This is a genomic window from Marivirga sp. (assembly GCF_051117495.1).
GTDB lineage: Bacteria > Bacteroidota > Bacteroidia > Cytophagales > Cyclobacteriaceae > Marivirga.
The window spans coordinates 116,706-132,963 of record NZ_JBNPEF010000028.1; the positions used below are offsets into that span (position 1 = coordinate 116,706).

12 protein-coding genes are annotated in these 16,258 nt (G+C 33.4%); 10 read left to right on the plus strand and 2 right to left on the minus strand.

Annotated features, from left to right (window positions below; genetic code table 11):
* Positions 1–2: 2 nt before the first annotated feature.
* The gene (gene tgt, locus ACFE0M_RS15095; protein WP_434546613.1) at positions 3–1,133 is read right to left on the minus strand and encodes a tRNA guanosine(34) transglycosylase Tgt; all 1,131 of its coding nucleotides are present in this window, start codon (positions 1,131–1,133) and stop codon (positions 3–5) included.
* An 83-nt stretch (positions 1,134–1,216) separates the two neighbouring features.
* Here tgt and ACFE0M_RS15100 point away from each other — a divergent pair, with 83 nt between their 5' ends.
* The 9 genes from ACFE0M_RS15100 (at position 1,217) to ACFE0M_RS15140 (ending at position 12,635) form a co-directional block, all read left to right on the plus strand.
* Positions 1,217–2,338, plus strand: coding sequence for a glycosyltransferase (locus ACFE0M_RS15100; RefSeq protein ID WP_434546614.1), 1,122 nt, complete (start codon positions 1,217–1,219; stop codon positions 2,336–2,338).
* Positions 2,329–2,946 (plus strand): RNA polymerase sigma factor, encoded by a 618-nt coding sequence (locus ACFE0M_RS15105; protein WP_434546615.1) that lies wholly within the window; start codon positions 2,329–2,331, stop codon positions 2,944–2,946. The genes ACFE0M_RS15100 and ACFE0M_RS15105 overlap by 10 nt, the downstream gene beginning before the upstream one ends.
* Positions 2,946–3,569, plus strand: coding sequence for a 16S rRNA (guanine(527)-N(7))-methyltransferase RsmG (gene rsmG, locus ACFE0M_RS15110; protein WP_434546616.1), 624 nt, complete (start codon positions 2,946–2,948; stop codon positions 3,567–3,569). The genes ACFE0M_RS15105 and rsmG overlap by 1 nt, the downstream gene beginning before the upstream one ends.
* Positions 3,570–3,580: 11 nt before the next feature.
* Positions 3,581–4,324, plus strand: a complete 744-nt coding sequence (locus ACFE0M_RS15115; protein ID WP_434546617.1) for a hypothetical protein — start codon at positions 3,581–3,583, stop codon at positions 4,322–4,324.
* A 181-nt stretch (positions 4,325–4,505) separates the two neighbouring features.
* Positions 4,506–6,140 (plus strand): CTP synthase, encoded by a 1,635-nt coding sequence (locus tag ACFE0M_RS15120; RefSeq protein WP_434546618.1) that lies wholly within the window; start codon positions 4,506–4,508, stop codon positions 6,138–6,140.
* Between the two features lie 11 nt (positions 6,141–6,151).
* Positions 6,152–8,005 (plus strand): membrane protein insertase YidC, encoded by a 1,854-nt coding sequence (gene yidC, locus ACFE0M_RS15125; protein ID WP_434546619.1) that lies wholly within the window; start codon positions 6,152–6,154, stop codon positions 8,003–8,005.
* Between the two features lie 297 nt (positions 8,006–8,302).
* Positions 8,303–11,467 (plus strand): two-component regulator propeller domain-containing protein, encoded by a 3,165-nt coding sequence (locus tag ACFE0M_RS15130; protein WP_434546620.1) that lies wholly within the window; start codon positions 8,303–8,305, stop codon positions 11,465–11,467.
* Positions 11,468–11,480: 13 nt separating this feature from the next.
* Positions 11,481–12,071, plus strand: a complete 591-nt coding sequence (locus ACFE0M_RS15135; protein ID WP_434546621.1) for a response regulator — start codon at positions 11,481–11,483, stop codon at positions 12,069–12,071.
* 132 nt (positions 12,072–12,203) lie between these two features.
* Entirely contained in the window at positions 12,204–12,635 is a 432-nt protein-coding gene (locus tag ACFE0M_RS15140; protein ID WP_434546622.1) for a hypothetical protein, read from the plus strand.
* 12 nt (positions 12,636–12,647) lie between these two features.
* Here the strand turns inward: ACFE0M_RS15140 and ppk1 are convergent, their stop codons facing one another.
* Positions 12,648–14,762, minus strand: coding sequence for a polyphosphate kinase 1 (gene ppk1 / locus ACFE0M_RS15145; RefSeq protein ID WP_434546623.1), 2,115 nt, complete (start codon positions 14,760–14,762; stop codon positions 12,648–12,650).
* 111 nt (positions 14,763–14,873) lie between these two features.
* Here ppk1 and ACFE0M_RS15150 point away from each other — a divergent pair, with 111 nt between their 5' ends.
* Positions 14,874–16,181, plus strand: a complete 1,308-nt coding sequence (locus ACFE0M_RS15150) for a TlpA family protein disulfide reductase (RefSeq protein WP_434546624.1) — start codon at positions 14,874–14,876, stop codon at positions 16,179–16,181.
* Positions 16,182–16,258 lie beyond the last annotated feature (77 nt).

The window sequence follows — 16,258 nt, forward strand, 5'->3', positions numbered from 1 at the left end:
ATTTAAAGACGGGTCATTAATTTTTTGACCATTTTCTCCTTCCATTCATAAAATGTGCCAGATATTATTTGTTCCCTAGCTTGTTCAACCAACCAAAGATAAAAAGTTAAATTATGAATGCTTGCAATTTGGGCTCCGAGAATTTCTTTTGAATGAATAAGATGTCTTAAATAGGCTTTTGTATAAAATGTATCCACATAAGTACCCAAAGCTGGGTCAATAGCAGAAAAATCATCTTCCCACTTTTTATTTCTCATATTAATAATACCTTCAGTTGTAAATAACATTCCATTTCTCGCATTACGGGTAGGCATCACACAATCAAACATATCAATCCCCAACGCAATACATTCTAAAATATTAGCTGGAGTCCCTACTCCCATCAAATAACGGGGTTTGTCCTGAGGAAGAATATCACAAACCAATTCTGTCATCTCATACATGTCTTCTGCTGGCTCACCTACAGATAATCCTCCTATTGCATTCCCTTCTCTATCCTTGGAGGCTATTTCTTCTGCAGAACGTTTTCTTAAATCTTTATAAGTACTTCCTTGGACTATAGGGAATAAAGTCTGCTCATACCCATAATGACCCTCGGTTTTATCAAATTGCTTTATGCATCTATCCAACCAACGGTGGGTCATGTCCATTGATTTTCGTGCATATTCATAGTCACAAGGATATGGAGTACATTCATCAAATGCCATTATGATATCGGCACCAATCTTTCGCTGAATGTCCATCACACCTTCCGGGCTGAAAATGTGAGATGATCCGTCAATATGTGATTTGAATGTAACCCCTTCTTCTTTAATTTTTCTGGTTCCAGATAAACTATAAACCTGATAACCACCGCTATCGGTTAAAATCGGCTTTTCCCAACCATTGAATTTATGAAGCCCACCTGCTTTTTGTAGCACTTCTAGCCCAGGTCTAAGATATAAATGATAGGTATTGCCTAAAATAATTTGGGCTTGAATATCATCCTTCAACTCCCGTTGATGAACTGCTTTAACTGAACCAGCAGTACCAACCGGCATGAAAATAGGCGTTTTAATATTGCCATGAGCAGTGGTCATCTCACCTGCCCTGGCATTGGAATTTTTATCTTTATTTGAAATCGTAAATTGCATAAGAATGCAAAAATATAGCTTCTATAGAATTTATAGTTTTTATTTTCCAATATCTTTGTCAAAAAGCTGAATCATTTTTCATTATGGAGCAAATCCACATTTTAATCATCATTTATATTGCATTTTTCCTGATTCAAGCTTATTTCCAATCTAATTATTTTTTGGCTTTTGTATTTCATAAAAATAAAAGTCACAATCCTATCAATTCAGACAAAACTGTTTCTGTTGTTATTTGCGCTCACAATGAATTATATAATCTCAAAAACCATCTTCCTAAAATCCTCAATCAAGCACATCATAATTATGAAGTCATCATCATAAATGATCGATCTGATGACGGAAGCAAAGAATGGTTGAAGAATCAAGAACATATTTACCCGCATTTAAAGACTTTCCATATCACACAAACTCCTAATAATTACAATCCTAAAAAATACGCTCTCACAAAAGGAATTGAAATGGCCAAAAATGATATTATCTTACTAAGTGATGCAGACTGTGAGCCAGCTTCTCCTTACTGGGTTGACAGAATGTCACATTCATTTAGTGATTCAACTGAAATAGTATTAGGGGCTTCACTATACAAAAAAAGACCCGGATTGCTCAATCAATTCATCAGATATGAAACTTTACAGACGGCCCTGTTCTATTTGTCGTTTGCTTTTAAAGGCGTTCCATATATGGGAGTAGGAAGGAATTTAGCTTATAAAAAATCATTTTTTAATGAGACTGGAGGATTCCAAAACTTTAAATCAATTATGGGAGGTGATGATGATTTGTGGGTAAATAGGCATTCAACTAAAGACAATACTGCTATTTGTACGCATCCGGAAAGTCTTACGTTCTCAAACCCAAAGGAAAGCTGGAGTTCCTTTTTTCAACAAAAAAAAAGGCATTTATCGGTCGGGAAATATTATAAAACCAAAGACAAGATTAGATTAGGATTGTATCATTTCACACAAAGTATGTTATGGATTTTATTTATATTGACTTGTGTGTTGGGAAATCCGAGTGATTGTTTAATTTTAAGTTTTCTTTTCTTAATGCATCTAATAGGACAATATGTCGTGTTTTATAAGCTTAGCATTAAGTTTGGGATTAAATTTATGCATTTTAATTTACCCGTTTTAGAAATCCTATTTATAGGATATTATTGGATTTGGGGAATTTATGCTACACTAACAAAGCATCTTAAATGGAAATAAATAAAAATAGAAGTTTTTCAGAAAAGGCATTAAAGGATTTTAGATTAATTGATCAAGCGGTGATAGCCAAAGACCAAATGGCTTATGCAGAGCTGATGAAAAGATATAAAAAGCCTGTTTATCATATGGTGTTGAAAATGGTAAGGAATGTGGATGATGCAGAGGATTTAACCATAGAGGCATTTTCAAAGGCTTTTAAAAGTCTTCACCGATTCAAAAAAGATTATACTTTCAGTACTTGGTTATTTAGAATTGCCACCAATAATGCAATTGATTTCATTCGAAAAAAGAAATTGAGGACTATTAGCATTCATACTTCCTACAAAGATGATAATGGTGATTCTGTTGAAATAGATGTGGAAGACAAAGGGAATTTAACTCCACAAGATTTAGCCATTAAAGAACAGCGAATTGAATTAATGCGAATGTTCGTGGATAAATTACCAGCAAAATATCAAAGACTGGTGAAGCTGAGGTATTTTCAAGAGTTATCCTATGAAGAAATTGCCACGGAATTGGAAGCGCCATTAGGGACTATCAAAGCGCAACTACATCGCTCTAGGGAATTGATGCGAGAGTTGATTCAAGGTAAAGAAACTCGATTCTAATGGATAGTAGTGCGATAGTGGAAAAATACTTTCCCGAGCTAAATGCCCAACAAAAGGCACAATTTCAAGAATTAGGTAATCTTTATGCTGAATGGAATGAAAAAATCAATGTGATTTCCAGAAAAGACATTGATCACATATATGAAAAGCATATTTTACATGCCTTATCCATCGCTAAGTTTCAGAATTTATCCGGTAAAAAAATATTGGATGTTGGAACAGGTGGTGGACTACCGGGAATTCCACTAGCTATTTTATTTCCAGATGCACAATTTACCTTAGTGGATTCTATTGGTAAAAAGATAAAAGTTGTGCAAGCCATTGTCGATGCCCTTGGGTTAGAAAATGTAAATGCTTATCACCAAAGAGCTGAAAAAACTAAGGGGAAATATGATTTTGTTGTCAGCAGAGCGGTCACTAGAATGAAAGCCTTCATACATTGGGTAAATCCCAAAATACAATCAGATAATCCCAATGACAATAGTGGTATAATTGCACTTAAAGGTGGGGATTTGGAGGACGAAATGGCTGAAATCAAAAGAATGTACCAAGAAGTGCCTATTTCAAAATATTATTCAGAGCCCTTTTTTGAAACCAAAAAAATTGTTTTCGTACCCTTCTAAATTTAATAATTATGAAAATTTTAAAATGGATATTCATAGTGCTATTAGCAATTGGATTGATAGGCTATATAGGGTATTTAATTATAGATGAAGATTTACCACAAGGTGAAAAAGGGGCAAAGGCGGAGCAATTAGCAGACAAAATGTTATCAGCCGTGAATGATTCGGCTTGGAACGAACTTGCAGTTGTGGAATGGGATTTTGCTAGCAAACATCATCTGGTTTGGGATAAAGACCGCCATTGGGCAAAAGTTTCCTGGGAAAATTATGATGTATTCATCAGACTTGATTCCAAAACAGGGGTTGCTTTTGCCAAAGGCAAAAAAATTGAAAGAGATGAAATATTAAACTCACTATTAGAAGAAGCCTATGCAATTTGGGCCAATGATTCTTTTTGGCTAAATCCAATTACCAAAATTAGGGATTCAGGTACAGAAAGACAATATGTACCACAAAAGGAAAATGATGTAGAAGGTTTATTGGTTTCCTACAAAAGCGGAGGAGTTACCCCAGGTGATTCTTACTTATGGTTGGTTGATAAAGAAACGGGAATGCCTGAATTTGTAAAAATGTGGGTGCAAATTATTCCAGTGGGCGGTGTTAAATTTAGTTGGGAAAACTGGCATACTACAACAGCTGGCGCAAAAATTTCGCAGACTCATAAAAGCATATTCACAGTAGAGATTACAGAGCTTGAAACATGGACTCAATTGGAGGATTATCCTGAATTGGATGAATTTAAAGTTTTAGAATAAATAGTGCAGTATTAAGAGATTATCACAATAGAAATTTAATTTATCATTAAATGACTAAATGTGAAGGATTTCCAAAAACCAAACAGAAAATTAATGATTTATATCCAAAATAGATGAAGATTTTAAAATGCTTATACTACCTTTGTATCCCATAAGTACAGCAGGCAATTCAAAATAACTTATGGCATCTCGAAAAAATACTAAATTCATTTTTGTTACTGGTGGTGTAACCTCTTCCTTAGGAAAAGGAATTATCGCAGCCTCTTTGGCTAAGCTATTGCAGTCAAGAGGTTTTTCTGTGACTATCCAAAAATTAGATCCCTATATTAATGTGGATCCTGGTACACTAAATCCATATGAACATGGGGAATGTTTTGTGACAGAAGATGGAGCAGAAACCGATTTGGATTTAGGGCATTACGAAAGGTTTTTAAATATCAACACCTCACAAGAAAATAATGTCACAACAGGCAGGATCTATTATAATGTAATCACCAAAGAACGTGAAGGAGCTTATTTGGGCAAAACTGTTCAAGTAATTCCTCACATCACTGATGAAATCAAAAGAAATATTTATGCCGTAGCTGAGAAAAATGATTATGATATAGTCATAACAGAAATTGGCGGATGTGTAGGTGATATTGAATCCTTACCTTTCATTGAAGCCGTAAGACAAGTGAAATGGGATGTTGGGCCAAATAATTTCTTGGTTATTAATTTGACTCTCATCCCCTATTTGAAAGCTGCCGGTGAATTAAAAACAAAGCCTACACAACATGCTGTAAAGCAATTATTAGAATCTGGTATTCAGCCTGATATATTAGTTTGCCGTACAGAACATAAATTACCTCAAGAAATAAGAAAAAAACTAGCACTTTTCTGCAATGTAAATATCAATTCTGTTATCGAGGCAATGGATGCAGATTCGATTTATGATGTGCCTTTGTTAATGAGAAAGGAAAAATTAGATGAGCGGGTACTGGCAAAGTTAAAACTCTCCCATAAAGTAGAGCCGGAATTGACCCAATGGAAAAATTTCCTTGGGAAATTAAAAAACCCTATCTCTGATATTAATATTGCATTAGTGGGTAAATACATTGAATTACCTGATGCGTATAAATCCATCACGGAAGCGTTCATACATGCGGGAACTGAAAATGAAACCAAAGTGAATGTTAAATGGATACATTCGGAAGAAATTAATTCAGAGAATGTAAAGACATTACTTGAAAACGTTCATGGTGTTTTAGTCGCTCCTGGATTTGGAGAAAGAGGAATTGAAGGTAAAATTGCCACCATAAAATTTTGCCGTGAGGAAAAACTTCCATTCTTTGGTATATGTTTGGGAATGCAATGTGCTGTAGTGGAATTTGCAAGAAATGTATTAGGGTTGAAAGATGCTTCCTCTACTGAAATAGAGGGTAAGACCAAAAATCCTATTATTGATTTAATGCAGGAACAACAAAGTATTACGCAAAAAGGTGGTACTATGCGTTTAGGTTCTTATGCTTGTGAGTTAAAAAAGAACACCAAAGCCTATCAAGCTTACGGAAAAACTAAAATTAATGAGCGTCATAGGCATAGATACGAATTTAATAACAGATATTTGCAGGATATTGAAGCAGCAGGCATGAAAGCTACGGGGATTAATCCTAAAACAGGCTTAGTGGAAATAGTAGAAATTCCGGATCATCCTTGGTTTGTGGGGACCCAATTTCATCCTGAGCTAAAAAGTACTGTTTTAAATCCACATCCTTTATTTGTGAGATTTGTAAAAGCAAGTTTAGAACATAAAATTTTATCAGAATCGAATTAATTAGAATTTAGATGGACAAAAATCAAGCAACAGGACTTATCCTGATTTCTATTTTAATGATTGCCTATTTTTGGTTTTTTGCAGACGCACCGCAACAACCGGAAAATATTGAAGGCAATCAACAAGTAGAACAAAACGATCAAAAGCAAGAAGAGACATCAGCCTCTCAAAAACAAGATGCAGTTGAATATGAAAATGATTCTACCTTAAATCAATCCCTAATTAATCAATTCGGGGCTTTTGCTAGTGTTGCGAAAGGGGAATCAAATATTTCGACTTTCAATACTGAAACACTCGCTATTCAATTTAATTCAAAGGGTGGTAGGATTAAAAGTGTTGAACTAAAAGATTTTAAGACTTTTGATGGGCAACCACTTATCATCACTAACCAAGAGGATGAGGATAAGCAATTGTTGTTCAATACTGCTGTGGGTGAAGTTAATTTATATGACCTCTATTTTGAAATGGAAGGTTCTCCGAAAAGAGAATTGAGTAACGGAGATACAATCCAGATCAAATTTGTAGCCAATATCGGGCCTAATAAAAGCATAGAACAGATTTATACACTATCAGGCAATCAATATCAAGTTGGTTACAATCTAGCGTTTAATGGATTTACCAATGAAATATTGGGAGATCAATTGACTCTTCGTTGGAATAAGAAAATGCGCAAGTTCGAAAAAGATCTTGAGCAAAGTAGAACCAAAGTAACCATGAACTATTATTCTGAGGAAGAAGGAATGGATGGTTTAAGTGAGCGTTCAGATGATGACAGTGAGGAAGTAGCTGAACCGGTAAAATGGTTCTCCTTTAAGCAAAACTTCTTTATGGAGGCTTTGATCACGGATATCCCAATGAAAAGAGCTGAGTTTGCTACCGATATTGAAGATTTATCCTCTGATTATGTTAAAAGAGGAAAAGCCAAAGTGGAGATTCCATTAGCTGAGGTGACCAATAAAGCCGGTGAATTCAAATATTACTTTGGACCTAATAATTATAAAACATTACAAAAAGTAGCGCCTGATTTTGAGGAGAACGTATATTTAGGCTGGTTCCCGATCAGTTTGGTTAACAAGTACATTATTATCAATGTTTTTTATGTGCTGGAAAAATACATCAGCAGTTACGGCTGGATCATCATCATTTTGGTGCTATTGATAAAATTAGCCCTATCCCCTCTTTCCTATAAGTCTTATGTTTCCATGGCCAAGACTAAAGTGTTAAAGCCACAATTGGATGAGATTAAGGAAAAGCATGGTGGAGATATGCAGAAAGCACAAGCTGATCAAATGGAACTGTATCGAAAAGTGGGCGTAAATCCACTTTCCGGTTGTATCCCACTATTGCTACAAATGCCAATACTTTTTGCCATGTTCTATTTCTTTCCTAGTTCAATCGAACTAAGACAAGAATCATTCTTATGGGCCACAGATTTGTCAACTTACGATAGTGTATTAAGCCTTCCATTTGAAATACCATTTTATGGTGATCATGTGAGTTTGTTCACCATTCTAATGACCTTATCTACCTTATTGATCACTTGGTCACAAGGTCAAGTGAGCTCAGTGCAAGGGCCAATGAAGAACATACAGTATTTCATGCCTGTAATCTTCATGTTTGTTTTAAACAGCTTCCCCGCAGCTTTAAGTTTCTATTATTTAATTGCCAACTTAATCACTTTTGGTCAGCAGACTTTAATTAGAAGGATGATTGATGAGGATAAAATTATTGCGATATTAGAAGAAAACAAGAAAAAGAATGCCAATAAAAAGACATCTAAATTCCAACAGAGACTTCAAGAGGCAATGAAAGCAAGTGAAGAGGCTAAAAAAGAAAAGGGAAAAAATAAAAAGAAGAAAAAATAATTTACTCCATTCCCATAAATAAAAAGGTGAGTCAGAAAACGGCTCACCTTTTTTTTGATTACAATTTTGTAATTAGGGCTTGCTTAAAGACAGCTAACTTAAAAAATATAATGAATATAGTATTTTAGAGATGATTATTGGAACATAGTTTTTAAGCATGCATAAGACTTTTTGTGGTAAATACTCATTTCTATTAAGCAGACCCTAATTATTGATTTTTAAAAAGCTTAAATTTTAAGGAAAATATACAGCTTTATAGGTATTGTTTTCTAATTTAAAAATTAAAATAATTGTTGTATGAAAAGATACTTCTGTTTAAGCTTTATTTTTCTATTTTCACTTCATTTTTTGCAAGGGCAAAAATTCCCAATTGAATTTAGGCACATCAATAAAAATATGGGCTTAGATCAACCTTTTCCTTACAGTATTATTCAAGATAAAGAAGGTTTTATTTGGATTGGTGGAGAAAACGGACTTTGGAGATATAGCGGTAGTGAGTTCAAACATTATTATCATAAGGTAAAAGATTCAAATTCATTGGCTTATGATTTTGTTTGGACCCTTTTCGAGGATTCCAAGGGTAATATTTGGGCAGGTACTTATGGTGGCGGATTGTCTAAATTTAATCCGAAGCTTAATCAGTTTACAAATTATATTCACAATAAAAACGATGATAACACCATCAGCGATAATAAAATTAGAGGAATAGCTGAAGATAGTAATGGCAATATATGGATCGGAACTAATAAAGGCCTCAACAAATTAAATCCAAACTCAGGTAAATTTAAGCATTACAATGGAGCTGACGGACTGGCTGATTTCACAGTAAGAACTATTAAATTATCCTTAGATCAAGAAAAACTATTTATAAGCACTGCCCAAGGTGTTAATATTTTTGATTTGAAAAATGAAGAATTTTCATTAATCGGAAAGGCTACTGACACCAGTAAAGGACTTAGGCATCCGTATATCTATGACTTATTGGAAACCGATGACCAAAAACTATGGGTGGCTACAGGAGATGGCGTTGATGTTATCAATTTAGAAAACATGGAAATTGAGCAAATCCCCAATAGCCCTGATAATGGCCTTGGATTAAGTCACAAAGTTTGTTTTTCAATTTATGAAAACCCTAAAAATCCCGGAAGGATATGGTTTGGCACCATGAATGGAATCAATTTTTATGATCGGGAAAAGAATAAATTCTACTGGGTAAAGGCCCATCAAAAGAATGAAGACAACATAGGGGGAAATAATATATACAATGTATTTGAAGACAATATCGGTGGACTATGGAGTGCCGTCAATAATGGCGGTGTTTACCATTCTCACCCTGTTTTTAATAAATTCAAGCTTTATTCATTTTTGCCTAAAACCACTGACAAGTATTTAAATCGATATACAAGTTTCATAAAGCACGATGAGGACGAACTATTAATTACAAGCTATTCAGGTTTGATAGTAAAAAATGAAAACCATAATGATGTTGACATTTACAAATTCAAAAGTGGAGATCCATCTACCGTTAATAGATTAACCCAAATAACGAGATGGAACGAAAATGAATACCTTATTTCAGTCTGGGGCAATTTCATTTACCATTGGGATCACGAAAATAAAAAATTGACGCAGTTAAAAAACGACCTACAAGATTCAGACTTAAATTTTAACCTTAGGATATATATTGATCATAAAAAAAGAATATGGTTAGGTAATAGTTTAAAGGGGCTGTATCGATATTATCTAGATAAACAAGAATTAAAGCCGTTTCCTGTAAGTGATTTAAGTAATGCTGAAAATAGTGGTGATGAGTATGTGAAATTCATTACTGAAGATCAAAAAAACAGATTATGGGTAGGAACAGCCGATGGTTTGCATTTGTATGATGAGAAAAACAATAAATTTATCAAATTTGAATCTTCGACAAAAGAAGGATATCTAAGCAATGGAAATATAAACCATATCTCCCAAAGCAGAGAAAACGGACTTTGGATCAGTACTGAAGTTGGATTAAATTTTTTCAATTTTAAAGACAGTAGTTTCACTCGGTATTTTAAAAATGACGGGCTTCCCTCTAATGTAATAAGCAGTGCATTGGAAGATGAAAGTGGTGATTTATGGATAGCCACCGCATCAGGACTGTCTAAAATGAACAAAGCGGGCAAATTCTCCAATTATGATCAAAACGATGGTTTAAGGGAAGAATACTTCATTTTTGGTTCTGCCTATAGAGATCAAAAAGGGATTTTAAATTTTGGTACTTCCAGGGAAATAGTTCATTTCAATCCAAGTGAAATTCAATATAATAAAGTACCTCCGAAAGTTTATTTTAATCAATTAAGTATCAATAATCAGCCAATAAATGCCCAAGAAAGACCAAAAATTTTAAAAAAATCATTGTCCCAGACTAAATCCATTGTACTTAATCCACAAGATTTTTTAGTCAATATTGATTTTGATGCATTGAACCTTATTAATGGTCAGAAAAATAAATATACTTTGTTTATGGAAGGCTTGGATGAATCATGGAGACCTGCTTCCAATAAAAAGTCAATTACCTTTAGCAATTTAAAACCAGGTGATTATAATCTAAGATTAAAAGCTTTTAATGATGAAAATATATGGGGCAAAGAGGAAGCCTCTTTAGCCATCACCGTTTTACCTTATTGGTATAAATCTATTTGGTTTAGGGCCTTATTGAGCATCACCATAATTTTATTTGTAGGACTGGTTTTGCATTGGCGGTTTAATCAAATCAAAAATAGAAATAAAATTTTAGAGGATTTGGTCAGTAACCGAACTGAAGAAGTACTGGCTCAAAAAGAAGAGATTGAAAGCCAAAATGAAAAGTTACTTTTCAGAAATGAAAGGATTGAACTTTTATTAAGAGAACTCAACCACCGCATCAAGAATAATTTACAGCTTATTTCAAGTATATTGAACCTTCACAGTAGAAGTACAGATAACATAGATGCTAAAATGGCGCTTACTGAAGGTAAGCTCAGAATGCAATCGCTCTCCCTATTACATCAAAAATTGTATATGACGGAAAAATATACAGAAGTGGATTGCAAAGAATATATAAAGGAGCTTATTGATTATCTTTCCATAGCCTTCAAAAGCAATTATTCTGATGTTCGCTTCAACTTGGATATAGATGAATTCCGGTTAAACTTAGATCAGGCAGTTCCATTGGGATTAATTCTTAACGAACTGGTAACCAATTCTTTAAAACATAGTGGTAAAGATAATTTGGTGATAGATTTTACGGCTAAAAAGTATCAAGACCAAATAACTATCAAGTTGAAAGACAATGGGAAAGGCATTTCTAAATCCCAATTCGAAAATAGTAGTTCTTTTGGCATCAGCATAATCAAATCATTGATTGACCAATTAGATGGGAAAATAAGTGTTGAATGTGATGACGGTAATCACTTCAAAATTTCATTTTTAAGTAAATAAACTAAATGATAATATGGAAGGACATAAAAACATATTAGTAATAGAAGATGAATTGCTGATTGCACAAGACCTCTCCTATTTATTGGAAGATTTAGGTTTCAATTGTATCGGAATTGCAAAAAATTATGAAAGGGCCATGTTTTTATTCAATACCAATAAAGTACATTTAATTCTCTGTGATATAAATATTGAAGGTGAAAAAGATGGGATCGAAACTGCCTATGAACTCAATAAAATTAAAAAGACGCCCATTATATATCTATCAGCTTATTCCGATCAAGATTTAATTTCTAGAACTTCCGATACATCTACTTACGGTTATTTGGTAAAGCCATATAATGAAAGAAATTTAGATGTGGCTATTAAATTGGCATTGAATAAATTTTACCAAAAAGAAAATGAGATTGTTAATGAAGATTTTTTATCTAATTTCACTACAAGGGAAGTTGAGATAATCAAATTACTGGCCTCTGGAAAAACTAGTTCTGATATAGCGGAAATTCTGTTCATAAGTCCTCAGACAGTTTCCAAGCACAGAAGCAATATCCTTAAAAAATCGGGTTGTAAAAGTTCTACAGAGTTATTACATCAATACTACAGATAATATCCCCAATTTTTAACATAGTGATTTACAATAAGTTTATCGAAAAAAAAGTAAAGAAATAATTGAATAGTACCATTCTTAAAAATATTTCTTTAACTTATCATCTGAACCATAGTATTAAATCATGTCAATATGAGATTATATACTCATCCAAAATTAAGAATCACTGTTGAAGAAATAAATAATATTCCTTATATCAAGGAGGTCTGGAGAGGTATTTTAAACCCAGTTGTTTTTCGAGATCTAATTGATAATTCATTAGATATATACAAAAGAGAAATATCGAAACATAAAATTACCGGCCAAGACAAATTCCTTTTATTTGCCGATGTAACGGAACTTGAAATGATTAGGAAGGAAGAAATTACTTGGTTGGAAACAGACATTAACCCACAATATGAAAAATTAGGATTCACTCATCAAGCGGTCTTATCTCCAATAACTCAAATTGCCTCCAATAAAGTAGATGAATATCATTCTGATGAAGAAAATGCCCCATTTATCACAAAAGTTTTTAAAGACCATAAAAAGGCCTTGAAATGGTTTTTGGATGATTTTAAATAAGCATAATATCTCTTAGAACAATTTCACATCTTCTATTATTTCCGGAGTCACATTAAAAAATTCTTTATGGATATTAAATTCAGGTTCGCCATTCGTCTCCAATTCTTTGTAATAACTATCTTCGTTCATTTCATAAGCATTGACATTATCCATCAAATTAAATCTGAGAATATTCATGACTTGCTTCTTTAGTGTTTCATCCACTACTAAAAACAAAGACTCCAATCTTCTTTCAAATGAACGCACCATCATATCGGCACTTCCGCCATATACTTTTGGCTCACCGTTATTATGAAAATAGTAAATTCGGGAATGTTCCAAATAATCGCCCACAATAGAACGGACAGTAATATTTTCACTCAATCCCTTTCTCCCAGGCCTCAAACAGCAAATCCCCCTTACAATCAACTTAATTCTTACCCCTGCCTGAGAGGCGGCATAAAGTTCTTCAATGGTTTCCTTATCTTCCAATGAATTAATCTTAATACAAATTCCTGATGGCAATCCTGCCTTCGCATTTTCGGCCTCCTGTTGTATCAGATTAATTAACCTAGTTCGCATATCTTTTGGCGCAGTGATTAAACGTTCATATTCATGCGGCAAGCTATGACCGGTAATAACATTGAAAAATTCAGAAATATCTTGTGCATATATTTCATCAGTCGTCATTAAACCTATATCTGTATATAATCTTGCTGTATCTTCATTATAATTCCCACTGGCCATATGTAAATAGCGCGTTACTTTTTCTTTTTCCTTGCGGACAATCATTAAAAGCTTTGTATGCGTTTTATAACGGCTGATGCCATAAATAACAAAGCATCCCGCTTTTTGCAGTCTTTTAGCTTCCCGGATATTGTTTTCCTCATCGAAACGTGCCTTTACTTCAAAAAGAACTGAAACGTGAATCCCATTTTCAGCCGCTTTAAGCAAGGCATTTGTGATCCTTGAATCTTCCGCTAACCGATAAATGGTTAGTTTTATAGATAAGACTTTTGGATCCTCTGCCGCCTTTTCCAGCATATCTATTACTGGCTCAATATTATTATATGGATGGTGCAATAAGATATCACGGTCTTTCAATATTTCAAAAATATTATCGGAATCGGATTTATGCTCCGGAAATGCCAAGGGAGGTACTGGATCAGGAGTAGCAGGAATTTTATCTTTGAACTCTGTATGTTTTATAATCTGCCATAGGGCACTATAATCTACTAAATCTCCTTTTTTGAATTTGAAGATATTATCCTTGTCAATTTCCCATCTATCACAAAGGATTTTCATCATCCATTTGTCATAATCCTTATCGATTTCAATGCGGACTACCCTTCCCGTTTTTCGAGTTTTCAATTTTTTACGCATCTCCTCCAAGAAATTCGCTTCTATATCATCACTTTCCTCTAAAGTGAAATCCCCATTTCGAGTAATTCTAAAAAGGTTGACCGAAAGGATTTCAATATTCCTGAATAGTTTGTCAATATTGGCCTTAACTAATTCCTCAATTGGGATAAAAAGCATTTTATCATCACGCTCCACTTCATAAAATCTTTGAATATTCTGTGGAATTTGAATAAAGGAAAGTTTTTTATTATCCTTTTTCTCACCAAAAGAACGGGTCACTACCGAAAAAATCAGCAGTTTGTTCATCAGAATGGGGAAAGTGTGATAATTATCATAAACCATGGGCGTAAGCATTGGGAATATGATTTTATCAAAAAAGCTATTGGCTTTCTTAAGCTCATTTGCAGATAAATCACTTAGTTCCGCTATTTTAAAGTTATTTTCCTCAAAAATTGGCTCTAACTCATCCTCAAAAAGCTTGTTTTGAGATTTCACAAAATTTTGACACTCTGTCAACAGCTTTTTACGGAAAGGTAATTCACGCAAGCCAGAATAATCTATACGTTCTCTTCCATAATCTATATAATTATAAAGTGAACCTACCCGTATCATGAAAAACTCATCCAAATTGGATGCAGTAATGGCCAAAAATTTAAGCCTTTCGAATATGGTACGGTTCGGCTTTCGGGCCAAATCCAGTACTCTATAATTGAATTGCAACCAGCTTAAATCCCTGCTTACTAAATTACTTTTATTAATTAATGAAGATATTCTATCTATTGCCATGGAAAATGATTCAATTTCTAAATTTAAAAAAGCTTTTGGCTTTTTTGTTCGATAAAGAAGAAAATTTTAGTTTGGGGTTTGAACTTAACCTTAAACAACAAATTAACGAAAATGCGCCTAATTCTAAGCTTAATTTCCATTAATCTATTGTTAATCTGCCAAACTCAGGCACAAAAGAAAACGAAAATTAAGTTTTCAACAAATGAATGGCAAAATGAAACGCTGATTTTGGAAAAAACTCATCAGCATTTTATTCCAGAATATTATGCTTTTAATGAGATTAAACCCCAAAGTGATGAATATGTTTTTGAATTGGAAACTGCTGATTTTTATAATTTAAAAGTTTCCGATAATACTTATGGAATTTATTTACAGCCAGGATTTATTTATGATTTAGGATTAGAAAACGGGAAGTTAAAAGTAGAATCAGAAGATTCCTTGAACTATTTACTTAGAGAGATTCAAAAAGAGTTTGAAGATTTTCAAAAACAGAACACAAATTTATTAGGGAATCGAAAGAGAAATTATGATTCAAATTATGAAAAATATATTGAAGAAATTAAGAATTTAGTAGAGTCGAACGAGCTAACAGAATATGCCGAACAAATTCTATTCTATGAATTAAAACAATTACATTTTAATACTCTAGAAAGTTCTAAAGAATTCAAGGAATTTGAAGGAGAAGTTATTGATAAAGGACTTCCATTTAAAAACAAGGCTTTTATTGTTTTTGTAAAAGAAATTTACCCCATAAAAATTAATAAACTTAAATTTAGAGACAGTAACATCCCCCCTTCTAAACCTACACTTTATTTTTTGGATGACGCAAAATACGTCCCTGATGATACACTGCAACAGTTCGTGGAATTAGCTATGATCAACGAATTACTTTACGGTTCTTTTTCTTTTGAACCGAATGATAGTTTGATTAACCACACGTTGAGGAAAATACTAAATGGCCCAGTAAATCCTACTATTCTAAAATTTGCTCAATTACTAGAAGGTAAAATGAATCAATTATTGAAAGGAGAAACAGTACCAGACTTTAAATTTGATTTAATAAACCAGCCAGCAAAGAAATTATCTGATTATAAAGGCCAATATCTATTGCTTGATTTTTGGTTTTCTGGCTGCACTCCTTGTCTCAAAGCTGTACCCCAACTAAACAGTTTAGATAATGAGAATGAAAATCTCAGTATAATAGGAATTGATCCAGTTGATACAGAAGAAAGATTTTTGAATGCAATTGATAAATTTAAAAAAGAGTATGCCCAAACTTTAGTGGATGGAAATTCTGAACTGCCCTCCTATTTTAATGTTGGTGGATATCCAACTTATGTGCTAATTGACCCTGCAGGTAAATATGTAAAAGAATTTAATAGTACTAACCTAGAAGAGATTCACAAATATTTAAAATAAATAGGTATTACTAATTGGAAACAAAAGGGAAAAGCATACCAGAAACAAGTTGATAGCTTAATTCAGCAATCAATAAA